The organism is Candidatus Avelusimicrobium sp. (assembly GCF_051874775.1).
Lineage (GTDB): Bacteria > Elusimicrobiota > Elusimicrobia > Elusimicrobiales > Elusimicrobiaceae > Avelusimicrobium.
The window spans coordinates 1-19,967 of sequence record NZ_JBJEGE010000023.1 but is presented as its reverse complement, the minus strand read 5'-3'; the positions used below and the strand labels follow the sequence as shown (position 1 = coordinate 19,967).

The 19,967-nt window shown below is 48.7% G+C and carries 23 protein-coding genes, 1 tRNA gene and 1 pseudogene; 11 read left to right on the top strand and 14 right to left on the bottom strand.

Annotated features, from left to right (window positions below):
* The first annotated feature begins 81 nt into the window (after window positions 1-81).
* From ACI351_RS04435 to ACI351_RS04425, 3 genes are all read left to right on the top strand, one after another.
* Window positions 82-1,338, top strand: coding sequence for a hypothetical protein (locus tag ACI351_RS04435; RefSeq protein ID WP_439734050.1), 1,257 nt, complete (start codon window positions 82-84; stop codon window positions 1,336-1,338).
* 104 nt (window positions 1,339-1,442) lie between these two features.
* On the top strand, window positions 1,443-1,547 hold the full coding sequence (locus tag ACI351_RS04430) for a helix-turn-helix domain-containing protein (RefSeq protein ID WP_439733664.1): 105 nt from the start codon (window positions 1,443-1,445) through the stop codon (window positions 1,545-1,547).
* A 394-nt stretch (window positions 1,548-1,941) separates the two neighbouring features.
* Complete coding sequence (locus tag ACI351_RS04425; protein WP_439734049.1) at window positions 1,942-2,505, top strand: type IV pilin protein; 564 nt, start codon at window positions 1,942-1,944, stop codon at window positions 2,503-2,505.
* Window positions 2,506-2,564: 59 nt separating this feature from the next.
* Here ACI351_RS04425 and ACI351_RS04420 read toward each other — a convergent pair whose 3' ends face one another.
* From ACI351_RS04420 to ACI351_RS04395, 6 genes are all read right to left on the bottom strand, one after another.
* Window positions 2,565-4,154 (bottom strand): CTP synthase, encoded by a 1,590-nt coding sequence (locus ACI351_RS04420; RefSeq protein WP_439734048.1) that lies wholly within the window; start codon window positions 4,152-4,154, stop codon window positions 2,565-2,567.
* 99 nt (window positions 4,155-4,253) lie between these two features.
* Window positions 4,254-5,000 carry a 3-deoxy-manno-octulosonate cytidylyltransferase gene (gene kdsB, locus ACI351_RS04415; protein ID WP_439734047.1) on the bottom strand — a complete coding sequence of 249 codons (747 nt, stop codon included), beginning with the start codon at window positions 4,998-5,000 and terminating at the stop codon, window positions 4,254-4,256.
* Entirely contained in the window at window positions 4,997-5,986 is a 990-nt protein-coding gene (gene rfaE1, locus ACI351_RS04410; RefSeq protein ID WP_439734046.1) for a D-glycero-beta-D-manno-heptose-7-phosphate kinase, read from the bottom strand. Before rfaE1 ends, kdsB begins: the two co-directional genes overlap by 4 nt.
* 36 nt (window positions 5,987-6,022) lie before the next feature.
* Window positions 6,023-7,126: a DUF3108 domain-containing protein gene (locus ACI351_RS04405; RefSeq protein ID WP_439734045.1), complete on the bottom strand. Its 1,104-nt coding sequence runs from the start codon at window positions 7,124-7,126 to the stop codon at window positions 6,023-6,025.
* Window positions 7,116-7,682 carry a D-glycero-alpha-D-manno-heptose-1,7-bisphosphate 7-phosphatase gene (locus tag ACI351_RS04400; protein ID WP_439734044.1) on the bottom strand — a complete coding sequence of 189 codons (567 nt, stop codon included), beginning with the start codon at window positions 7,680-7,682 and terminating at the stop codon, window positions 7,116-7,118. Before ACI351_RS04400 ends, ACI351_RS04405 begins: the two co-directional genes overlap by 11 nt.
* Window positions 7,679-8,626: a lysophospholipid acyltransferase family protein gene (locus ACI351_RS04395; RefSeq protein ID WP_439734043.1), complete on the bottom strand. Its 948-nt coding sequence runs from the start codon at window positions 8,624-8,626 to the stop codon at window positions 7,679-7,681. Before ACI351_RS04395 ends, ACI351_RS04400 begins: the two co-directional genes overlap by 4 nt.
* 83 nt (window positions 8,627-8,709) lie before the next feature.
* Between ACI351_RS04395 and lpxK the strand changes: the two genes are divergently transcribed.
* Both lpxK and ACI351_RS04385 read left to right on the top strand, forming a co-directional pair.
* Window positions 8,710-9,816: a tetraacyldisaccharide 4'-kinase gene (gene lpxK, locus ACI351_RS04390; RefSeq protein WP_439734042.1), complete on the top strand. Its 1,107-nt coding sequence runs from the start codon at window positions 8,710-8,712 to the stop codon at window positions 9,814-9,816.
* Between the two features lie 157 nt (window positions 9,817-9,973).
* Entirely contained in the window at window positions 9,974-10,405 is a 432-nt protein-coding gene (locus ACI351_RS04385) for a type IV pilin protein (RefSeq protein WP_439734041.1), read from the top strand.
* Between the two features lie 208 nt (window positions 10,406-10,613).
* Here ACI351_RS04385 and ACI351_RS04380 read toward each other — a convergent pair whose 3' ends face one another.
* Genes ACI351_RS04380 through ACI351_RS04370 form a run of 3 tightly spaced genes read right to left on the bottom strand, consistent with a single transcriptional unit; the run spans window position 10,614 to window position 12,912 of the window.
* Window positions 10,614-11,381 carry a polysaccharide deacetylase family protein gene (locus ACI351_RS04380; RefSeq protein ID WP_439734040.1) on the bottom strand — a complete coding sequence of 256 codons (768 nt, stop codon included), beginning with the start codon at window positions 11,379-11,381 and terminating at the stop codon, window positions 10,614-10,616.
* 2 nt (window positions 11,382-11,383) lie between these two features.
* Entirely contained in the window at window positions 11,384-12,151 is a 768-nt protein-coding gene (locus tag ACI351_RS04375; RefSeq protein ID WP_439734039.1) for a polysaccharide deacetylase family protein, read from the bottom strand.
* Complete coding sequence (locus ACI351_RS04370; protein WP_439734038.1) at window positions 12,148-12,912, bottom strand: glycosyltransferase family 2 protein; 765 nt, start codon at window positions 12,910-12,912, stop codon at window positions 12,148-12,150. Before ACI351_RS04370 ends, ACI351_RS04375 begins: the two co-directional genes overlap by 4 nt.
* A 238-nt stretch (window positions 12,913-13,150) precedes the next feature.
* Between ACI351_RS04370 and ACI351_RS04365 the strand changes: the two genes are divergently transcribed.
* The 5 genes from ACI351_RS04365 to ACI351_RS04345 all read left to right on the top strand — a co-directional run bounded on the left by ACI351_RS04365 (window position 13,151) and on the right by ACI351_RS04345 (window position 15,440).
* On the top strand, window positions 13,151-13,753 hold the full coding sequence (locus ACI351_RS04365) for a tetratricopeptide repeat protein (RefSeq protein ID WP_439734037.1): 603 nt from the start codon (window positions 13,151-13,153) through the stop codon (window positions 13,751-13,753).
* A 75-nt stretch (window positions 13,754-13,828) separates the two neighbouring features.
* Window positions 13,829-13,902, top strand: a tRNA-Met gene (locus ACI351_RS04360).
* A 45-nt stretch (window positions 13,903-13,947) separates the two neighbouring features.
* Window positions 13,948-14,298: a fluoride efflux transporter FluC gene (locus ACI351_RS04355; protein ID WP_439734036.1), complete on the top strand. Its 351-nt coding sequence runs from the start codon at window positions 13,948-13,950 to the stop codon at window positions 14,296-14,298.
* Window positions 14,299-14,359: 61 nt separating this feature from the next.
* Complete coding sequence (locus ACI351_RS04350) at window positions 14,360-15,133, top strand: hypothetical protein (protein ID WP_439734035.1); 774 nt, start codon at window positions 14,360-14,362, stop codon at window positions 15,131-15,133.
* Window positions 15,134-15,170: 37 nt separating this feature from the next.
* Window positions 15,171-15,440, top strand: coding sequence for a hypothetical protein (locus ACI351_RS04345; RefSeq protein ID WP_439734034.1), 270 nt, complete (start codon window positions 15,171-15,173; stop codon window positions 15,438-15,440).
* Between the two features lie 255 nt (window positions 15,441-15,695).
* Here ACI351_RS04345 and ribF read toward each other — a convergent pair whose 3' ends face one another.
* From ribF to rbfA, 4 genes are read right to left on the bottom strand one after another with little or no spacing between them, the layout of a single operon-like run.
* Window positions 15,696-16,601: a riboflavin biosynthesis protein RibF gene (gene ribF / locus ACI351_RS04340; protein ID WP_439734033.1), complete on the bottom strand. Its 906-nt coding sequence runs from the start codon at window positions 16,599-16,601 to the stop codon at window positions 15,696-15,698.
* Window positions 16,598-17,311, bottom strand: a complete 714-nt coding sequence (truB, locus tag ACI351_RS04335) for a tRNA pseudouridine(55) synthase TruB (RefSeq protein ID WP_439734032.1) — start codon at window positions 17,309-17,311, stop codon at window positions 16,598-16,600. The genes ribF and truB overlap by 4 nt, the downstream gene beginning before the upstream one ends.
* Entirely contained in the window at window positions 17,289-18,284 is a 996-nt protein-coding gene (locus tag ACI351_RS04330) for a DHH family phosphoesterase (protein WP_439734031.1), read from the bottom strand. Before ACI351_RS04330 ends, truB begins: the two co-directional genes overlap by 23 nt.
* Window positions 18,274-18,633, bottom strand: a complete 360-nt coding sequence (gene rbfA / locus ACI351_RS04325; RefSeq protein ID WP_439734030.1) for a 30S ribosome-binding factor RbfA — start codon at window positions 18,631-18,633, stop codon at window positions 18,274-18,276. Before rbfA ends, ACI351_RS04330 begins: the two co-directional genes overlap by 11 nt.
* A gap of 119 nt (window positions 18,634-18,752) precedes the next feature.
* On the opposite strand from rbfA, the gene ACI351_RS04320 reads away from it, so the two are divergent.
* Complete coding sequence (locus tag ACI351_RS04320; protein WP_439734029.1) at window positions 18,753-19,262, top strand: type IV pilin protein; 510 nt, start codon at window positions 18,753-18,755, stop codon at window positions 19,260-19,262.
* 104 nt (window positions 19,263-19,366) lie between these two features.
* Here the strand turns inward: ACI351_RS04320 and ACI351_RS04315 are convergent.
* Window positions 19,367-19,967 (bottom strand): annotated as a pseudogene (locus ACI351_RS04315) ([FeFe] hydrogenase H-cluster radical SAM maturase HydG); the annotation flags it as partial.

Below are 19,967 nucleotides of genomic sequence, written 5' to 3'. Positions count from 1 at the left end.
GCAAAAAAACGCTCCGTGCGCGGAAGATGACGGCAGGTATTTGGGGTTGATAAAACGGAGCGGGTTTGTTAGGATATAAATATGAAAAAGAACATGCTTTTATTTTTATTTTTTGTTTTGCCGCTTGCGGCCGCTGCTTTAGGACCGACCAGATCCGGTCAGTTGGATGATGTGGCCGGAACCCCCAATAAGCGCGGTTTTGCCGGAGATGGCGGAGATGCGCTTTCCGCGCGGTTAAATGCGCCGATGGGTATTGCGGTTGACCGCCGCGGAAATATTTATTTTTCCGATACGGCCAATCATCGCGTACGCCGTATAGTGCTTCGTACGGGCGAAATTGAGACGGTGGCAGGTACGGGTGAAAAAGGTTTTGTAAACGACGGCGGTCACGCTACGATGGCGACGCTTAACGCTCCCACAGGTCTTGCGTTTGATACGCTGGGTAATTTGTTTATTGCGGATACGGGCAATCATCGTATCCGTATGTACACACCGAACGGATACTTGTATACGGTAGCTGGAAACGGACGCAAAGGATACAACGGCGACGGGATGCGTCCGGTATCGGCACAGTTAAACAGCCCGACGGGTGTAGCTGTCAGCCTGCATGGGGATCTTTATATTTCCGATACGGGTAATCATCTGGTGCGCAAAATTGACCGTCAAAGCGGTTTTTTAATAAATGCTGCCGGAAGCGGAGTAAAGGGAAATGACGGTGATTTGGGGCTGGCCGTAAACGCCAAACTCAACAAGCCCAGTGCCATTATTTTCGACAAACACGGCAATTTATTTATTGCGGATACGGGCAATCATCAAGTGCGTTGGGTGGAACCGCAAAAGACGCTGATTTTTACGATTGCGGGTACTGGAAAACGCGGCTTTTCCGGAGAGGGAGACCGCCGTTGTATAGACAGTATGCTTAATAATCCGACCGGTCTTGCTATTGATCAATTGGGCCGTTTGTATATTTCGGACACGGACAATCACCGCGTTCGGCGGTTAGTGGTGGACCGCAATTTCGACAGTAAAATAGAAACGGTGGCGGGTACGGGCGAGAAGGGGTATAACGGCGACGCGAAAGACGCGTGGAGCGTAAATCTGGCTTATCCCAACGCGCTTGTTATTACGCCGCACGATTTTATGTATATTGTAGATGCGGGAAATTCGCTCATCCGCCGCGTGCAGGCCGTTTCCACTGTCACTCCTCCTGTGCTTTCTGCGCAAAATGCAGGGGAAGTGTCTGCGGATAAAAAAGGGTTTATGCAGGAACTGTTTGGGCCGCAGGCGAAAGAGTCTGTTTCTTCCGCTGCAGGGGCTGTTTCTCTTTCCGCCCAATAACATAGATTTAAGTTGTGAAAGGAAAAGTGTGTTTTTTGTCGTGTTTTGTGAATGCGAATTAACGTTGCAAGAGCAACAGGACAAAAGGCGTAATAAGCAGACCTATGTCCAAATACAAGCAACTCAAAGAACAAGACCGATATACCATAGAACGTATGTTGGGTCAGGGATATAACATCAGGCAGATTACACGGCCAATGGGAAAGTGATTTAATCATATCTTCCAAGGGCAACAAGCAAGCCTTGCAAACTTGTGTATAACGTAAGAGCCGATATCTGCTCATTACTCCTTTACCCGACAGAAGTGCTAACTCCAATAAACAAGCTCTGATTAACTCCCTAAAACATTTACCTTGCACTAGCATTACCTATTAAACAGAAAGTCTTTTGTCCTAACACTCTTCATCCGTTGTCCTAATCGTTGCACTTGCTCCTTTAACGCGCCAATTCAGAAGAGGGTTGACCCGTTTTTTTTTTTTGATACGATAGGGTTATCCACAGAGGTTTCTGTGAGGGTTCTCCCGATTGGGGTTTGTTCGCTTAAAATCGGTAGAATCTGTGCAGAAACATCGCAGGATGACTTTTTTGAAAGGAGAAACGAATATGAAAGGTTTTACATTTGGCCGTCATCCTGAATTTATTTCAGGATCCAATAAACAAGGTTTTACCTTAATTGAATTATTGGTTGTTGTATTAATTATCGGTATTTTAGCGAGCGTTGCCTTGCCGCAATACCAAAAAGCGGTGCTGAAAAGCCGCACGGCGGAAGTGTGGGCGAATTTAAAGACGCTTAATATGGCCGCCAATGCGTATTGTTTGGAAAACCCGAGTGGATCGGGGTACTATTTTGGCAATCAAAATTCAGATTTGGCGTCTGCGTTAGCTGTTGATGTAAAAAGCTCTAAATATTTTACTTATCAGGGTTATGTAGACTGTTCTTCGTCTACTCCCATCGCTTTTGGTGCTTCTAGCTTTAACGCAAGCCCGAACCCTATTTTCTTGTGGTTAAACGCCAAAACCGGCCGCCGCTCCTGCAGTGATGGTGTGGGAGAAACTACGGGGAGCCATGATTGTGCCAAGATAGGTTTTACCAACTCTTCCTCAAATTCTAGCATTTGCACTTGCGGTGTAGGTTGCGGCGCTTCAAGCTGCTACTACGCCGATTAGTTTTTACCGCTGCACAAAAGGACCCCGACTACCGTCGGGGTCCTTTTGTGTTGCGAAAATTATCTTCCTTCTTTTCTTTTTAAACTCGCTTTGATGAGGCCGTCAAACAGCGGATGCGGGCGAAGCGGGCGGGAACCAAATTCCGGATGGAACTGTCCTGCAATAAAATACGGGTGGTCTTCGCGTTCCACAATTTCGGGCAGTACGCCTTCGTGCCAACCCGTCACTTTCAGGCCAGCGTCGCGCAGCTGTTTTACATAGGCAGGATTAAATTCGTAGCGGTGGCGGTGGCGTTCCACAATTCTGTCCTTGCCGTACAGCCGCCGCGCCAGCGATCCTTCTTCCAAATCCGCAGTGTAGTTTCCAAGGCGCATCGTGCCGCCTTTGTAGACCACGTTTTTCTGCTGGGGGGTTAAATCTACCACCGGATCTTTGGTGGTCGGGTCAAACTCGGTGGAATTGGCGTCGTGCAAGCCGCACAGGTTGCGCGCGGCTTCAATTACCGTGCATTGCATACCTAGGCAGATACCGAGGAACGGAATTTTATTTTCGCGCGCATATTTAACAGTGGCGATTTTACCTTCAATACCGCGGTTGCCAAATCCGCCCGGGATTAAAATTCCGTCCGCTCCTTTAAGCATTTCTTCCACAGGGTCTTTTTCGGTGTTGATGTACACCACTTCCACTTTCACGTCGTTATTCATACCGGCGTGGCGCAGAGCTTCGTGGATAGATTTATACGCTTCCTGAAACTCGGCGTATTTGCCCGCCACCGCGATTTTTACGGATTTGGAGGGGTTCATCGCTTTGTCAAAAAATTCGAACCATTTCGGGTCCACTTCCTGCGTGGGCTTTAAATTTAACAGCGAAATAATTTGTTTGTCCACGTCCTGCTTGTAAAACATTTCGGGCACGTGGTAAATGGATTTGGCATCAGCACATTCAATAACGGCTTTTGCCGGAACGCTGCAAAAGAGCGACAGCTTTTCTTTTAAATGCTGGTTTAAAGGCTGTTCCGTGCGGCAGATGAGCATGCTGGGCTCGATACCCACTTCGCGCAGTTTGTTGACGGAGTGCTGCGTCGGTTTGGTTTTCAGTTCCTGCGCCACCGCGATGTACGGAATCAGCGTAACGTGTACGCAGATGACGTTCTGCGCTCCTTTTTCAAGGCGCAGCTGGCGGGCGGCTTCCAAAAACGGCAGCGATTCAATATCGCCCACCGTCCCGCCGATTTCAATAATGGATACGTCGGTATCGTTTTCAAACGCGGTAAAGCGTTTTTTAATTTCGTTGGTGATGTGCGGAATAACCTGTACGGTGGCGCCCAGATATTCGCCGCGGCGTTCTTTGTCAATAACGGTTTGATAAATGTTGCCCGCGGTATTGGTGTTGGCGCGGGTCATATTCACGTCCAAAAAACGTTCGTAGTGGCCGAGGTCAAGGTCGGCCTCCGCACCGTCGGTGGTAACGAACACTTCCCCGTGCTGATACGGGCTCATTGTGCCGGGGTCCACGTTGATGTACGGGTCGCACTTAATCATATTGACGCGCAGGCCGTTTAATTGCAAAAGTTTACCGATACTGGCGCCGGAAATCCCTTTGCCCAGCGAACTGACGACTCCGCCCGTGATGATAATGAATTTGGACATAGCTGCTTCTCCTTGATAAAATAAAATCCGTTTGCGGCATATTACTGCTTTGCTGCCGCGCCAAAAAGAGGAAGCCCCACCGAGGGGCGGGACTTTTCTCTACTTGGTAAAGTGCGTTTTAAAGTATTCTTCGGCCGCTTTTAAGTCCGCCTCGGTATCAATAGCGGGGCCGCCGGATTCAATTTCCACACATTTAATGGTCATCCCGCTTTCAAGCGCGCGCAGCTGCTCCAGCTTTTCCAGCTTCTCCAGCGGGCTTGGCGGCAGGGAAACAAAGCGTTCCAGGGCTTCTTTTCTGTAGCCGTAAATGCCGCAGTGGTGCCAGTAGGGCACGTTTTTGTTTTCGTCCGTAATTTCCCGTTTAAAGGGTACGCGCGAGCGCGAAAAGTACAGCGCGCGGCCGTCTTTAGCCAGCACCGCTTTTACGCAGTTGGGGTTATCGATTTTTGCGTCGTCTAAGGTGGCGGTAACGGCGGTGGCGATATCGCACGACGGGTCTTCCGCCAACAGCCGCGCCACTTTTGCGATGGTTTGCGGGCGGATAAAAGGCTCGTCGCCCTGTACGTTAATGATAAATTTTTCCGGACGATTTTTTGCCGCTTCAAAAATACGGTCCGTACCGCTTTGGCAAGATTCGCTCGTTAAAACGGCCTGCGCGCCGAATTTGGCGGCCGCTTCTTGTACGAGGGGGGATTCCGTGGCGATAATCACCTCTCCGAGTCCCGTTTTTAAACAAGCTTCGTATACGTGCTGGATAACAGGCTTGCCGCAGAGGTTTTTTAGAATTTTGCCGCGCAGGCGCGAAGAACCGAAACGCGCCGGAACGGCGATTAAAAAGTCGCTCATTGGGGTAAAACTCCTTCGATTTCTTCGCGCGTGGTGGTGGCTGTGCCGGATTTTTCCACCACAATGCCCGCCGCATAGTTGGAAATGACGGCCGCTTCGCGCAAGGTCGCTCCCGCGGCGAGTGCAAGCGTCAGTACGGAAATGACCGTGTCGCCCGCGCCGGTTACGTCGTATACCTCGCGCGCCGTGGCGCGTACGGTAAACGGCGTTTTGCGGCCCTTTTCAAAAAGGGTCATTCCTTCGGCGCTGCGGGTAATGAGGACGGATTCAGCTTCCAGCATATTTAAAATTTTATCGCCCAGTGCCAAAATGGCTTCTTCACCGTGTTTAGGGGATTCGCCCGCGCCTTCCCATGCTTCTTTAGTGTTAGGGGTCATACAGGTAATGTGTTTGTATTTTTTGAAATTATCAATTTTCGGATCCACGCACACGGGAATTTTGTGTTTGCGGCAGGTATCGATAATGGTTTGAATATTGTGGTCAGAAAGCATTCCTTTGCCGTAATCGGATAGAATCACGCCTTTGGCGGTTTTGACAGCCATTTCAAAGCTTTTCATACAGGTAGAAGCTACCGATGGAGAAACGGTTTTTTTGCTTTCGCGGTCAAAGCGGACGATTTGCTGCTGGTCTGCCATCACGCGGATTTTTTGAGTAGTGGGACGATCCGGATCTTCGGCGATACCGTAGATGTTGACGTTTTTCTCGCGTAAGAAACCTTTAAGCATTTCCCCTCCAAGGTCTTGCCCGACGACAGACACCATTACGGGTTTAGCTCCAAGTGCGGCCAGATTGACGGCCACGTTGCCCGCGCCGCCGGCTACAAAAAATTCTTTCTTCACGTCCACTACAGGCACCGGCGCTTCCGGCGAAATGCGGCTGACGGAACCTTTAATAAAGTGATCCAGCATCACGTCTCCTACGACGATAATTTCTTTCCCTTCAAAATCTTTCAAAATTTCTTTTAAACGCTTGGTTGTAGGTTGCATAGGTGCACTCCGTTGGTTGTTTTTTTTATTATAGCTTTAATTTCGTTTATATTCCAGCAGTTCCGCCGACACGCTGCCGATAAATACTTCCGCTTTCATTTTAACGGGCATTTTATATTGGTCGTCTGTCAGCCAAACTTTTAGGCTTTTTCCCTTGCTGACAAAAATTCCCTCACCCCGAAATTGCGGTTCTACGACGATACAGTCAAACTTTCCGGCGGCGGTTTTGATAGTTTCTTTTTTTAGCACTTTTACGAGGAGGGGGTAGCTTCTTTCACGGTTGACGATATCAAACACGATATCCTTGCCAGCCGTAAGCGGTTGGGCCCGTACGAAATATAAAGAGCTTAGCATATCCAACACAGGGTCCTGTAGTTCTCCGGCGATCACGCGCGGCGATTCTTTTTTGCGCACCTCTCCATAATAGAGGTTGTTATCATAATCAAACGTCAGCCATTCGTCGCGTTTGTAATTACCTTCGCGCACGCTTTGGGAGTAGCCGAGCGAGTAAAAAGTTTCCGCGTCCAGCCACGAATAATTGACGTCGCGCACTTTAAAAAACGCATCAATCACAGAGGCCGAAAAGGCGGTGGTTTGAATCAAAAAAGCATTTCTTTTGTTAATTTTCGTCAGGCCGCGCGTTTTAATATAGGCTGTGCCTGCTCTGATAAACGAATAATAAATGCCGTACTTTAAGTTCTCTCCCGTCCACGGGTCGGATTTTTCTGCAGTGGTAACAGGTTCATATACTAAGGGGCTTAACAGCCGGTCTTGCAGCGAGATAGTTGCTTCGTCCTCAAAAGACGGCCGGTCGGGTTGCGGAACGGCAAGCGTTTGAGCTTGGCGCGCACGGGAAATACGCTCTTGCACGGTGTCTTGGCTGTTCGTTGTAGGATTCGTTTGTACGGAGATCCGTTCGGTTTCTTGATTATTTTGCGGCAGCAGGGTATCCGTTTCCTGCGCAGCGGCGGATGAAATGGCGGGCGGCACGGCAGCCGTTTCCTGTACCTGCGCGGGAACAGACGTATCCGTTTGGATTTGCGATGCCGTCTCAAGTAGCGGCGGCTGTTGCAAAGCGGATTTTGCGGCGCAGGCGGCCAAAAGGACGCCCATTAATACGATAACCGCACTACGCGTCATACGCTTCTCCCGCGTGTTTTAAAATAAAGCGCGCGGCGTTAAGCAGGTTGGAAGCCGCCTTGGCGGGGTGCATATCCGGATATTTTTTTAAATGGTTTTTACCGTTGGCGGTAGTCACGAGAACGGGGGTAAACCCGATGGCGCGGCCGAATTTTACGTCCGCCTTTTTATCGCCCACCATATAGGAGCGTGCAGGGTCGATATGATATTTTTTAATCAGTTTCAGTCCTAGCGCAGGTTCCGGTTTGCGGCAGGAACATTTTTCTTCCGGCGCGTGCGGGCAGAAAACGATTTCTTCAATACGGGCGGGTTGTAACAATTTCAGCATACGCGCGTGAACCTTGTTGACTTCTTTTTCGGTAAAATAACCGCGCCCGATGCCGGACTGGTTGGACACAATAAAAAATTTATATCCCGCTTTTTGAAGTAACGCCAAGGCGGGGGCGACGCTTTTATAGAGGCGCACTTTTTCGGGATCGCTTAAATAAGTGCCGGGGTTTTCATGAATAAGCGTGCCGTCCCTGTCAAAAAATACGGCTTTTATTTTTTCGCTCATACGCGTTCCTCCGGATGAGATGCCAAATAGGCGTTGCCTTCGGCTTCGCGTTTCCAGCGGTTATGCGCCCACAGCCACGAAGAGGGGGCTTCGCGCAGCCAAGCTTCGTAATAGCCGACGAGTTGTTTGGTAAATTGGCGTACGTTATCCATGCTGTATTCGGTGGGGGGATATAACGGGTCCATTACTTCGGAAACGATAGCGCCGTCTTGTTCCCGCCACACGCGCACAGGAAAAACGGGTACTTGCATTTTGATGGATAAAAGCGCCGTAATCGGTGAGAAAGCCGCCATACGCCCCATAAACGGAATCCATACCTCTCCGGAAACGGTGTTTTGGTCAAATAAAATGCCGAGCATTTTTTTCTTTTTGAGCCACCGCATACACGCAAAAAAAGGTTTATCTTCGTGGTTGCTATAGAAGGTGCGGCCCGTAAAAATGTTACGCAGGCGGTTGGTTTCTTCATCGATGTATGGGTTATCCACGCGCTGTGCGAGCACCGCTTTGTCTACTCCGTAGACTGCTCCTGCAAGGCCAAAGGCTTCCCAGTTGGTAAAGTGGCCGATGTGGATAATGCCACCCGTTTTATCCTGAGCGTTTAACATTTTTTCCGCGCCGATAATGCGGCTGTGTTTTTTAAATTCGTCGGGATTTTTGAATGTCGTCAGTTTAATAAATTCGGCGAAAATAGCCCCCATATTACGCCACGATTCAAGGGCAATTTCCCTGCATTCTTCTGGGGATTTTTCGGGGAACGCTTTTTGAATATCGCTAACCGAGCGTTCAAAACGCTTGGGCATTACAAAGCGGACGGAACCCGTCGCCAAGCGGCCAGTTTTAACGGCCGTTCGATAGGGCAGCAGTCCGAAAAGCGCGCAAAAAACTTTCAGCGCGAGGTATTGTATAAAATGAAACGGAGTTTTTTGAAATCGGGTGTTTGCCATATTCCCATTATACTAATTTTCGTCTGCGGGCCAAGTCCGGAAATGGTAAAATATCTAAAATATTGTGTAAAGAGGTTTTCCGTATGGATTTATTACAGTTAAAAGAGGAATTGGAACAAAACTTTTTGGGCCGCGTCGTGCTAAAGGCTGCCTCCGCGTTGTACGGGGCGGGCGTAAAACTGAATTTGGCTGCGTACGAACACGGGTGGAAAAGCGCCAAAAGCGTTAACTCCCGCGTGGTATGTATCGGCAACATTACGGCGGGCGGTACGGGGAAAACAACGGCTGTTTTATTGGCCGCCACCGCGCTTGCCAAAGAAGGCGTGCGTGTGTCGATCGTCTCCCGCGGATACAAACGCCAGCAAAAAACCGAAGGCCCCGTGGTGCTGTTTGATAATCCGGACGCCGACTGGCGTATGGCGGGCGACGAGCCTTTTATGATGAGCCGCGTGCTGAGCCAATACAAAGTGCCTATTGTTATTTCGGAAAACCGCGCCGAGGCCGCCACCGAAGCGCTGCGCCGCTTTAAAAGCCAGATTGTTTTGCTGGACGACGGGTTCCAGCACCACCGTCTGCACCGCGACGCGAACATCGTACTGGTGGACGCAAAAAATCCGTTTGGCAATAAAGAACTCTTACCGTACGGGGTATTGCGCGAGCCGTTAAGCGCGCTTAAACGCGCTTCGCTCGTCGTGCTGACGCACTGCGACCAAGTTTCCCGCCGCCAACTGGAGGACGCCAAAGACGTCATCCGCGAATATAATGACTGCGTGGAAATTTTGGAGAGCGTGCACGAACCGGAGTATTATTTTGATATTTGCCGCTCCAAAAAGGTGGATTTAACAGATATTAAAGGGCCTGCGGTGTGTTTTTGCGCATTGGGGCATCCGGCGACGTTTGAGGCCACGCTTGAAAAGTTGGGTTTGGAACTGAAACAGAAATGGCGTTTTCCGGACCACCAGTTCTATACCGAGGACCACCTGCGCACGTTTGAGGATACGCGCGCCGGACTGCCGATTATTACCACGTTTAAGGATTTTGTAAAATTTCCCGACAACTGGCGCGAGATTTTGACGACAGACGTTTACGTGTTGTCCGTCAACCTGAAGATTTTGGGCGGCGAAACGGAAATGAATAAATTTACCGACGTTTTGTACCCTAATTTTTCCAAAATTAAAAACGCGAAATAACCCGACTTGCAGCGCAGTCAACCCCCGTTTGTCCGTTGGGCAGACGGGGGTTGATTTGGTTTTTTTTTTTTGATACAGTACAACTAGCGGTTGTTTTTGGGCAAACAGGTATTTAAACTATTATTAATCCTTAAAACAACGCGCAGAGGAGGTTTTTATGAAAAAAGGGTTTACATTAATTGAACTGTTAGTTGTTGTCCTAATTATCGGCATTTTATCGTCGGTAGCCTTGCCGCAGTATACCAAAGCCGTGGAAAAGAGCCGTATGGCCGGCGTGTGGAGCACAATGGCGACGATGAACCAAGCCTGTCAGGTAAATATTCTGGAGGGCGGCTGGTGTGACTTTAGTCAACTGTCTGTAGATTTTGGTAACTGTTCCGGTGGAAGTTATTGTACTGTACCTTGTCCGTCCAGTGCGTGGAGTAGTTGTGGTTATTATGCCTATACTTCTGGATCAACATTTGATTTTACTAAAGGGGGACATTATCATCAAATCTCGCTAAAACAGGGTGGTTCTCGCTGTTGTTCGGGCCCTGATTGTTCTATTTTTGTTAAGCCGGATGAAATATCAAGCAGCAGTTGTTGGTAGTAACACCTTAATCCTATATGTATTTTTCAAGAACTCCCCCAATATAATTATTGGGGGAGTTTGCTATATGGTGCAAGCTCCAAATGATGCGTAGTGTTAAACATCAATTAATGGAAGGCATTGACTCGTTTTTGATAACATAGGTCATCCCGAGGAGTTTGGCGGCCCGCAGGGGCTCGGGCTCTCCCTAGGGCATAAAGCAACAAGGTTAACGGTGCGTCCACAACGCCCAACGGGCGCGCCACGGATTTTTTGCCGGATAGATCGTTTTTAAAAGGCCGTTTTTGCCCGCCGGATTTACACCGGTAACGGGCGTTAAAATGGGTAAATTGTCCAAGCCGCCCAGCATTTCCGGCGCGGTTTTTTTATTCCATTTTTTTGCAGGCCAGCAGGATACGGCTTGGGGCGACAGGCCGAGCTGTTCTCTCAAACGGAAAAGATTTTCTTCAAGCCCGAAACGGGCTTCCTCTGCGGGCAGACGCGTAATATCCCGCGCTTTTAAATCAACCGCGCCGAAAGATACAAGGCCGCTGTCCGCCAGTTCTTTGAGCTGTTTTTCCGTCAGCAGGTTTTGCCACGGTTCCAAATACGGGTTTTGCCACGCATTGTACGCGCCGACGTATTCCTGCGCCAAAAAAACACAGGCTTTGGCTTTATATCTCTGCAGGAGGGGAAAAACATCCGTATAAAAAGATTGATACCCGCCCATAAACGCTAACAGTATGGGTTTGGCGGGTTGTTTTTTGGTGTTTAAATCCTTGGGGACTACGGTGGTAAAGCCGCGTTTTGCAAGCGTTTTCAGCGTGTGTTCCACCGCTTTTACCAAAGTCCATTCCTGTTTCAAGCGGGATTTTTTGGGCGCGCGGCCGATTTTTTCATAGCAAAGAACCACCAACGCCTGCGGAGAACGGCGGAAAAACGCATAAACGGCGGCGGCGAATCCTAACGCACAAGCGGTATAAATCCAGTTGCTCATTTTTACAGCTTGCTTTGCCCGCGGGTTACTTGGAGGTTGTAATCAAACAGCGTTTCTCCTCCGCGGGGGAAAGCGCGCAGAATGGTTTTTTTAGGGTTCCACGGCCAAGGGTTTACGCCTTTTTTGGTACTGAAATCAAATAAATAGCCGGCTTTAAACACTTGCGGCCGGACGCGTTTGTCAAACCCGCCCGCGCCGAACGGGTAACAAAACGCGGTGACGGGTTCACCCAGTTTTTCTTCAAGCGCTTGTTTGCTCTTGACGAGTTCCTGTACGATTTCTTCGTCGGATAAACTTCTCAGCCTCCGGTGCGAAGCGGTATGGGAGCCGAATTCCGCCAGTCCGCTGTTTTTCATTTCCGCAATTTGCTCCCACGTCAGGTATCCGTCCGTGCCCATTTTATCCGTAATCAAAAAGATGACGGCGGGAACATTATGCTTTTTAAGCAGCGGAAAAAGGTTGTTGTAGGCGTCCGCGTAGCCGTCGTCAAACGTCAGCATTACGGGGTTGGAAACGGCTGCGCCGGACTGCAATTCTTTAAGCGAAATGGGCGTATATCCTTTTTCTTTTAAAAAAAGGATATGCTTTTCCAGCATTTCCGGCTCGACGGTAAATGCGTCAAATTTTTCCGGCGTTTGCGGCGCGACGTGGTGGTACATAAACGCGACAAAGCCCTTTCTCTTGGGCAGATACCACGTTTTGCGCAGATTTGGGAAAACCAAAAAAAGCGTGATGAGGATAACCGCCGCCGTTAAAATTGTCCAGTTCATTTGCCGTTCTCCTGTTTAAGATACCAAAGCTTCATATATTTTACAAATACATAGAATGTGGAAAAAGACGCCCACAACAAGCCGCGTACTCCGTCTAAAAAACCTAATTTTAACAGGTAGCGTTTGGCAAATTCAAACGGCGGGCGTATTACCGTGCCGATGAGCGAAAAGCGTTTGCCGTTTTGGTACATTTGCCGCGCGGCGAGCGTGGTGTAATGGTTAAACTTACGGAAATACGTTTCAATCGTATCATAAGAATAGTGGTTGATTGAATTTTTAAATCGTCCGATAGGGCCGTGCACCTCTAACCCTTCGTGTACGAGGCCGCCGCAGTAGGAGGCTTTGTCCGTGCGCACAAGGCGCAGGTGGGTTTCTTTATTAAGCCCGCTAAAGCGCATTTTCTTTCCCAAAAAATAATTGGAAAAAGGAATATGAAAGCCGTTAAAAGAGGTTTGTTCCACTGTGCGGGCGATTTCCTCCGCCAGTTCGGGGGTAAGCGTTTCATCCGCGTCTAAGTTAAGCGCCCACGGACAGGATACTTTGGAAAGCGCAAAATTCTTTTGGCTGGTAAATCCGTCAAACGGGCGGCTGAACACTTGCGCGCCCAAGTCGCGGCAGATAAGAGCGGTTTTGTCGGTGGAGCACGAGTCCACTACGATAATTTCGCTTACCAGATTTTTTGCGCTCAGAATACAACGGGCAATATGCCGTTCTTCATTTTTAGCAATGATAAAAAGAGAAATCCGTTGATTTTTTTTCATATTTCTATTGTATCATTTGTCGGCGGGAAAACCAATATAAAAAAGGGAACCGCTGTAGCAGGGTTTGGGACTACAGCGGTATAGGATGAAATTTAAATTGTTCTTATATAAAATAGTTTAGCGTTTCCAGCGGGTGAAAAACAGGGTCTTTGGGCCTATTTATCACATAATTTATGCCTAGAAAAAAATAGGACTTTTGTTGTATAATTTCTAGGACTTTTTATGCGGGAGGCTATATATGAAAAAAACAGTTTTATTTCTTATGGGTGCTTTTGTTCTGGCGGGCTGTGCAGGGCTGCGTACGTCGTCTGAGTATTTGTTGCGGGGAGACGGTTATTTTAAAGACGGAAACCCCATCCGCGCACTGGAAGCCTATAACCGCGCGGTAGCAATAAATCCCGATAATTTGGAAGCATACGCTTCGCGCGGCGCAGTCCATTTTTTTCAGGGAAATTACGATTTGGCCGAAGCCGATTTTAAATTTGTGCTAGAAAAAAATCCGTTTCAGGCCGATGCTTATACCGCTTACGGCAGCGTGTTGGCTGCACAAGGGCATTTTGAGGATGCGCTTAAAGTGCTTAATTCTGCTGTTATGTTGAAACCAACCAAGCCGGAAATTTTCTTTTCCCGTGCGGGCGTGTATTTTATGTTGGGCCGCTACAAAGAAGCGGTAGTGGATTATACCTCTGTCATTAATCTTTCTCCCGCAGCGGACGTATACAATGCGCGCGGCGCGGCCTATTTGCGTTTGGGTGAAAACGATTTGGCCCAACAGGATTTTGATACAGCCAAAAACGCCAGAATACCCGCTTCGTTAAACGTATATTCGATGATTGATTAGGTGTTGTCTGAGGGAAAAATAAAAAATCTTGCGTTTTGTTTTGTTGTTTTGTTATAATAAATATATAAGATTTACGTCACCGTAGCTCAGCTGGTTAGAGCGAGCGTTTCATAAGCGCTAGGTCGGTGGTTCGATCCCACCCGGTGACATTTTTTATGCCCTCCGAACGGAGGGCTTTTTTTTTGGAGGTTTTTATGTTTTCTTTCCTAGGTGTATTTATGGGTGGCGGTATGGGCAGTGTGTTGCGCTGGCTGGTATGTGTTGGAGTCCCCGCGCATTGGGGTACGTTTGCCGTGAATGTGGCGGGTGCGTTTTTTATCGGAATGGCATATACTTTTTTTCAACGGTGTACAGGTGTTGCGCCGGAATTAAAATTATTTGTAATGAGTGGCCTTTTAGGCGGTTTCACCACTTTCTCCACCTATTTGTTGGATTTTGCGCGTCTTGCCGGTCAGGGGCGGGCGAGGGAGGCCGCGATATATTTGGCGTGCTCCGTGTTGTTTGGGGCAGCCGCGCTGATTGCGGGAATGAAATGTTTGGGATAAGTTTGCATTTCGGACGTGCAAAAAGCCGTAAAATGTACTATGATTATAGTACGGAGATTTTATGAAAAAAACTTTTGCAGCTTTTTTTGTATTTGTGTCGGTCGCACTGCCGGCTTTTTGTGCGTCCACGTGCGAAACGCGTGTGGATAAACACCAAGACGCTACAACAACTGAACGCGTGAGTTATTGCCTGACGCCGGAACAGGAACTTCCTCCTGCCGCGGGGCCGGAGTTGGTGTATTACGGCGTTTCTTCCAAAGAACCTCAGGTTGATGAGAAAAAATCTTCTGCCTATAAACAAAAATATATAAAGGGGAATGACTTGTCCGTCGCACAAGATTTTATTGGAACGAATCAGTTTCCGGGGTTTGAGAATGGTACGCTTTCCGAGCGGGAACGCATTGAACGGGAAGAAGCCGCAAGAGACGCTCAGAAAAAAGCGCGCGAAGAAACCCGCCAACAAACGCAAGCCACCCGTACTGTCAAAGAGGTTTCTGCTAAATCCAAGGAACAAGAACCTGTTATGTCCAAAGCGCAGCTGGCCAGCCGTAAAAATAAACCGAAACGCTTTATGAAAGAAAAGTCGCCGGAAACGGCTGCGCAGCAAGAAGAATCTGCTCCGGCCGCGCAAGACATATATGCTGATACTGCCCTGTATGAAACCGGTACGCCGCAAGCGGAGATGCAGGACGTGCAGGCCTTAAACAACAATCCGTCGGCGCAGCCTGCTGCAGACGCGGGCGGTGCGGCTCCGGACGGATTTTTAGAGGATAATTTAATGGCGGAGGATCCGTCTTTTGGCTATAACGCAACAGATCCCGCTATGCAGCCGTAGCTTGACAAAAGAGTCCTAGGGAGATTAAAATAACTGTATGCAGAAATTAATCGCTTTCATTAAAAGACCGTATGCCGAGAAAGGCTTTATTGTGGGTACGTTTGACACTATTTTAAAACTGGTCGCCCTGTTTATATGGGGATATTTGACGGTGGTGCTGGGAATGTTGTTTATAGAGTCTATATTGGTGGATTATAATCCTCTTAACAAGATGTGGTGGTTTTCGTACTGCTTTTTGATTTTCTTCGGCGCGACGTGGCTTGCATATATTATCTTGTTTGTGCGCGATTATACGGAAGAAGATTGACGGCTGATGTTACCTTACGATTTACGCACAAGGGATAAGAAAGTGTTTTCTTATCCCTTGTTGCTTATTTTGGACGCCGGCGCCTTCGTCCATTCCCGAAGGGGGCGCCCCGCAGGGGGGCGGGATGCTGTCGTTACGAAACAACGAGATCCCGTACTACGACCTTACGGGATGACGTAACTTTTGGTTTAAGCAGCCAAAATAAAGAATAGACAATCGGTATCTTTCACAAACGGAGTAATACTGAGCAATCGGTTACAACGGAAAGGTAAAATCCTTTAGAGCGGCGCGGGCATCTTCGCGGTCGGATTTCAGCTGCGCCACCAAGTTATCTAACCCGTTAAACTTTTTTTCATCGCGCAGCTTTTGCACGAACCAAAGGGTAATGTTCCGGCCGTAAATGCTTTGCTTGAAATCAAAGATATTTACTTCTACAAGCGGCAGTTTATCGTGAATAGGGTTAACCGTAGGGCGGAAACCGATATTACAAAAACCGTCGTAAATTCTGCGGCCTACGCGTACTTTGACGGCAAATACCCCGAGCGGCAGGATTTTATAAATTCCCGTATCCAAATTGGCGGTCGGAAATCCCAGTTTGCGGCCCAGCTGGTGGCCTTTAATCACACGACCCATAAGTTCGTATGGACGTCCTAAAAGTACATTGGCGCGCGGAATGTCCCCTTGAGCAAGCATTTTGCGGATAAGGGAAGATGAAATTTTTTCTCCCTGTATAAGGGAAAACTCTGCTACGCTAAACGGAATTCCGTATTTTTCGCATTGGGTGCGTAAAAAATCAAGGCCGCCTTGGCGGTCTTTACCGAAGGCAAAATCCGGTCCTGCCAAGAGTCCGCCCATATTGTACTTGTGGCGTAACACGTCAAAAAATTGTTCCGCAGACAAGTTGCGGCACGCGGCAAAATCAAGCGGGCGCGCGGTAATGGCGGATTTTTTAAACAGAAATTTTTTTTCGGCGGGAAGCGTCAGCACCGTCATTTCGGGGTGTTCGCCCAGGAGCGTTTTGGGGGGGAGCGGAAAGTATAAGGCAAGCGGCTTCATACGGTGTTCGGCGGCCAGCATTTCCAACTTGCCGAAAAGCGCGCGGTGTCCGCCGTGTAGTCCGTCAAACGTGCCTACTGTAATAAAATGTTTGGTTTTCTTCATAACGCTTCCGTCTGAACGTGCGTATATAAGTCCGCACCGATTCCTTTCAGCAGGTTTCCGTCAAACGCGTTGTCTACGCAAAACCCGCCGATTTTTTCACGCCTCAAAGACGTTAAATGCCCGACCGTTTTCAGCTCCTGCGCAAGTAGATAACCCAGCGAGCGTACGTAAGTTCCGCACGAACAGCGCACGGTAAACGCAATTTCGTCAGGTGCGGTAAATTCCGCACGCAGCCATTGTACGTCCACTTCGTTATATTTGCGTTCCATTTCCGCGCCTTTGCGGGCCAATTCGTACATGCGGTTTCCGTTGATGCGTTTTGCGCTGAAAAAAGGAATAGGCTGTACGATACGGCCCGATAATTTTTGTACGGCGCGATGTAAATCTTCCGCGGCCAACGGGGGAACATGCCGTGACTGCAAAATATTACCGTAAGCGTCCCAAGAGTCGGTTTCTATGCCTAGTTTTAAGATGGCGGAGTAAACTTTTTCCAGCTTTAAAAATTGGTCTTGTTTTTTGGTGGCTTCGCGCCCGATAAGCAGAATAAGGAGTCCCGTTGCCATCGGGTCGAGCGTGCCGCTGTGGCCTATTTTTTTTGTTTTCAGTTCTCGGCGGCAGATAGCGATAATATCGTGCGAAGAAAAATCCTTCGGCTTATCAATCAGCAGAATGCCGCTTTTGGCGGGTTCAGTGTAAGTCTTTAACGACATTGTACACCACTTCGGCCAAAGCGTCGGCCACGTCACTTACGGTTTTGTCTGTTACTTTAAAGCCGGCGGCCCGCGCGTGCCCGCCGCCGCCAAACAGCTGGGCGATACGGCTTACGTCCGCGGCTCCTCGGGAGCGCAGGTTGACGGAGACTTTATCCGGTTCTTCTTTAATGAGGGCAGACACTTCCACCCCCGGGATCATCGTCGGCTGGCTGACAATACCTTGCGTTTGGGCGGGCGTGGCGCCAAAGGTTTCAAAATCCCGCCGGGTCAAAATGATTTGGCTGTATTTATTGTCAAAGCGCATTTCCATTTTTTCAAGCGCGCGGCCCAATAACTTCAGCTCAATAAAAGATTTGGTGAAATAAATAACTTGGTTGATTTTATTGACGTCCGCCCCGAGCGCCACAAGCGCCGAGCCCACACGCAGCGCTTCGGCCGTGGTGTTGGAATGTACAAAGCGGCCCGTATCGGTCACAAGGCCGGTATACAGGCAGGTGGCCTCATCCGGCGTAGGCAGCAAATTGTCCTCTCCGGAAGCTTCAAACAGTTGGAAAATAATTTCGGCGGTGGACGAAGCGACGGAATCAATATGGTTGACGTGGCCGTACGCGTCGCTTACCAAATGGTGGTCGATGTTTACCAAGGTTTTGGCGGGTTTTAAAACGCTTTCCAAATCGCCGCCGCGCTGGCGGTCGGAACATTCCAAGAGGATGACAGTATCAAAATCCGGATTTTCGGGCAATACGCCCACGTGAATTTTTTCAAGTCCGGGCAGAAATTTTAAGTCGCCCCCAATAGCGGGTGCGGCGTATGCATAAACCGTTTTGCCCAAGCGTTCCAACAGAGAAGTCATCGTCAGCGTGCAGCCCAAAGAATCCCCGTCCGGATTTAAATGTCCGGCGATGAAAAACTTTTTTCCGGCGCGGATAGCCTTCCACACCGCGCGCAGGCTTTCTTCTCTATTTTCCATTTTCGTGTTCCTTTTCTATTACTTGGAAAATGGCTTCCACGCGGGAGGCCTTTTCGGGCGTATCGTCGTATTCAAAACTAAACGACGGAATACGTTTTAAGTGTAACCGTCCGCGCAGCTGCGCACCGATTTCTTTGCGCAAAAGCGACAGGGCTTCCTGCGTTTTTTTGCGGTCCTCGGGGCTTCCGAATACCGAGAAAAACACTTTGGCATTGGCCAAATCTTTAGTTAGGCGCACTGCCGTAATCGTCACAAATCCGCCAAAATCGCCGTTGGCGGCCATTTTGGTAATAAGCGTATTGATTTCTTCTAAAAAAAGGGTTTCCAACCGTTTAATTCTGTCTATCATATTTTTATTATACCATTTTGGCTTTTACAGAGGAGTGCACTTGTTTTTTTTTTTTGAAACAGCTATACTATGAAAGGCAGAAGTTCATTTCTGCACTTAATCTAAAAGGAGATTTTGTTATGCAAAAAGGGTTTACCTTAATTGAATTATTAGTAGTCGTACTGATTATCGGTATTCTGTCGTCGGTAGCATTACCGCAGTATACCAAAGCGGTGGAAAAGTCGCGCGCGACAGAAGCCCTTACGCTTTTGGGCAATTTAGCTACCGGTGAAAAAGTGTACCAAATGAGCACGGGCAGTTTTACCACTGATTTGAGCTTGTTAGACCTGCAACTTCCCGGGGTGGGTTCTACTACGACTTCAACCGTGAGGACTAAAAACTTTATTTTCACTGTGGTAAAAGGGGATACGGTTGTAGTGGCAAAAGCGCAACGTGCCAACAATGGTACTGCTACGACGGGTGATAATGCTTATCATCTTAATATGTATATCGCCAACGACGGAACCATAACCCGCTGGTGCAATACGGCTGCGGCTACTACTTCTTCTACAGCGACACCGCCTACCTCAGGTGTAACGGCTATGTGTAAAAACATTGCGGGTGGTAACTCGTCAGGCTTAATTAAATAAGGTTATTCTAAAAATAGAACCCTGGTTTCCGTTTGGAGACTGGGGTTTTCTATACCATAAAAATCTCCGGAGTTTTAGCTCCGGAGATTTTTATAAACGGTTTGTTAAAAGTACAAATCCCGCTTGCCGGATTTGATGTTTTTTAGGTTCTCGTCAATCATCTTGCGTATCGGCGTACCTTCGGCAAACGCTTCTTTGGCCGTACTTTCTATAAGTGCATATCCCTTGGCTTTTAAATCCGCGGGCGCGAAATCCTCCAGATATTCGGCGAACGTAAACATCGCATTGGGCAGACAATGCGTTTTGATAAGCCCGGGTTTGGCCATATCCATAAAATCTTTGCCGACGCGTCCCAAGCGGTAGCAGCCGGTGCAAAAAGACGGCATATGTTTGGCGTCCACCACCGCGCCGATGACTTCGGCAAGCGAGCGGTCGTCCGTCAGCGTGAATTGGCTGCCGTTTTCTTTGTCATACGAATAGCCGCCCGGGTTGACGCGTGAAGCAGCCGAAATTTGCGATACGCCCAGTTCTAAACAGGCGTTTCGCATAGCGGGGGATTCGCGCGTGCTTAAAATGATGCCCGTATACGGTACCGCAAGGCGCAGGACGGCTACGCACTTTTTAAATTCGTCGTCCGTCAATATGTCATTAGGGTGTTGGCTGAATTCGGAGCCTTCCGCAGGTTCAATGCGCGGAATGGATATC

Bases quoted from the DNA above. Each gene is read 5' to 3' on its own strand.
- kdsB (WP_439734047.1), bottom strand. From the start codon at position 5,000: ATGAGCGACTTTTTAATCGCCGTTCCGGCGCGTTTCGGTTCTTCGCGC.
- ACI351_RS04370 (WP_439734038.1), bottom strand. From the start codon at position 12,912: ATGAAAAAAAATCAACGGATTTCTCTTTTTATCATTGCTAAAAATGAA.
- lpxK (WP_439734042.1), top strand. From the start codon at position 8,710: ATGGATTTATTACAGTTAAAAGAGGAATTGGAACAAAACTTTTTGGGC.
- truB (WP_439734032.1), bottom strand. From the start codon at position 17,311: ATGTCGTTAAAGACTTACACTGAACCCGCCAAAAGCGGCATTCTGCTG.
- ACI351_RS04330 (WP_439734031.1), bottom strand. From the start codon at position 18,284: ATGGAAAATAGAGAAGAAAGCCTGCGCGCGGTGTGGAAGGCTATCCGC.
- ACI351_RS04395 (WP_439734043.1), bottom strand. From the start codon at position 8,626: ATGGCAAACACCCGATTTCAAAAAACTCCGTTTCATTTTATACAATAC.
- ribF (WP_439734033.1), bottom strand. From the start codon at position 16,601: ATGAAGAAAACCAAACATTTTATTACAGTAGGCACGTTTGACGGACTA.
- ACI351_RS04420 (WP_439734048.1), bottom strand. From the start codon at position 4,154: ATGTCCAAATTCATTATCATCACGGGCGGAGTCGTCAGTTCGCTGGGC.
- ACI351_RS04435 (WP_439734050.1), top strand. From the start codon at position 82: ATGAAAAAGAACATGCTTTTATTTTTATTTTTTGTTTTGCCGCTTGCG.
- ACI351_RS04430 (WP_439733664.1), top strand. From the start codon at position 1,443: ATGTCCAAATACAAGCAACTCAAAGAACAAGACCGATATACCATAGAA.
- ACI351_RS04380 (WP_439734040.1), bottom strand. From the start codon at position 11,381: ATGAGCAACTGGATTTATACCGCTTGTGCGTTAGGATTCGCCGCCGCC.
- ACI351_RS04320 (WP_439734029.1), top strand. From the start codon at position 18,753: ATGCAAAAAGGGTTTACCTTAATTGAATTATTAGTAGTCGTACTGATT.
- ACI351_RS04365 (WP_439734037.1), top strand. From the start codon at position 13,151: ATGAAAAAAACAGTTTTATTTCTTATGGGTGCTTTTGTTCTGGCGGGC.
- ACI351_RS04425 (WP_439734049.1), top strand. From the start codon at position 1,942: ATGAAAGGTTTTACATTTGGCCGTCATCCTGAATTTATTTCAGGATCC.
- ACI351_RS04385 (WP_439734041.1), top strand. From the start codon at position 9,974: ATGAAAAAAGGGTTTACATTAATTGAACTGTTAGTTGTTGTCCTAATT.
- ACI351_RS04405 (WP_439734045.1), bottom strand. From the start codon at position 7,126: ATGACGCGTAGTGCGGTTATCGTATTAATGGGCGTCCTTTTGGCCGCC.
- ACI351_RS04355 (WP_439734036.1), top strand. From the start codon at position 13,948: ATGTTTTCTTTCCTAGGTGTATTTATGGGTGGCGGTATGGGCAGTGTG.
- ACI351_RS04375 (WP_439734039.1), bottom strand. From the start codon at position 12,151: ATGAACTGGACAATTTTAACGGCGGCGGTTATCCTCATCACGCTTTTT.
- ACI351_RS04350 (WP_439734035.1), top strand. From the start codon at position 14,360: ATGAAAAAAACTTTTGCAGCTTTTTTTGTATTTGTGTCGGTCGCACTG.
- rbfA (WP_439734030.1), bottom strand. From the start codon at position 18,633: ATGATAGACAGAATTAAACGGTTGGAAACCCTTTTTTTAGAAGAAATC.
- rfaE1 (WP_439734046.1), bottom strand. From the start codon at position 5,986: ATGCAACCTACAACCAAGCGTTTAAAAGAAATTTTGAAAGATTTTGAA.
- ACI351_RS04400 (WP_439734044.1), bottom strand. From the start codon at position 7,682: ATGAGCGAAAAAATAAAAGCCGTATTTTTTGACAGGGACGGCACGCTT.
- ACI351_RS04345 (WP_439734034.1), top strand. From the start codon at position 15,171: ATGCAGAAATTAATCGCTTTCATTAAAAGACCGTATGCCGAGAAAGGC.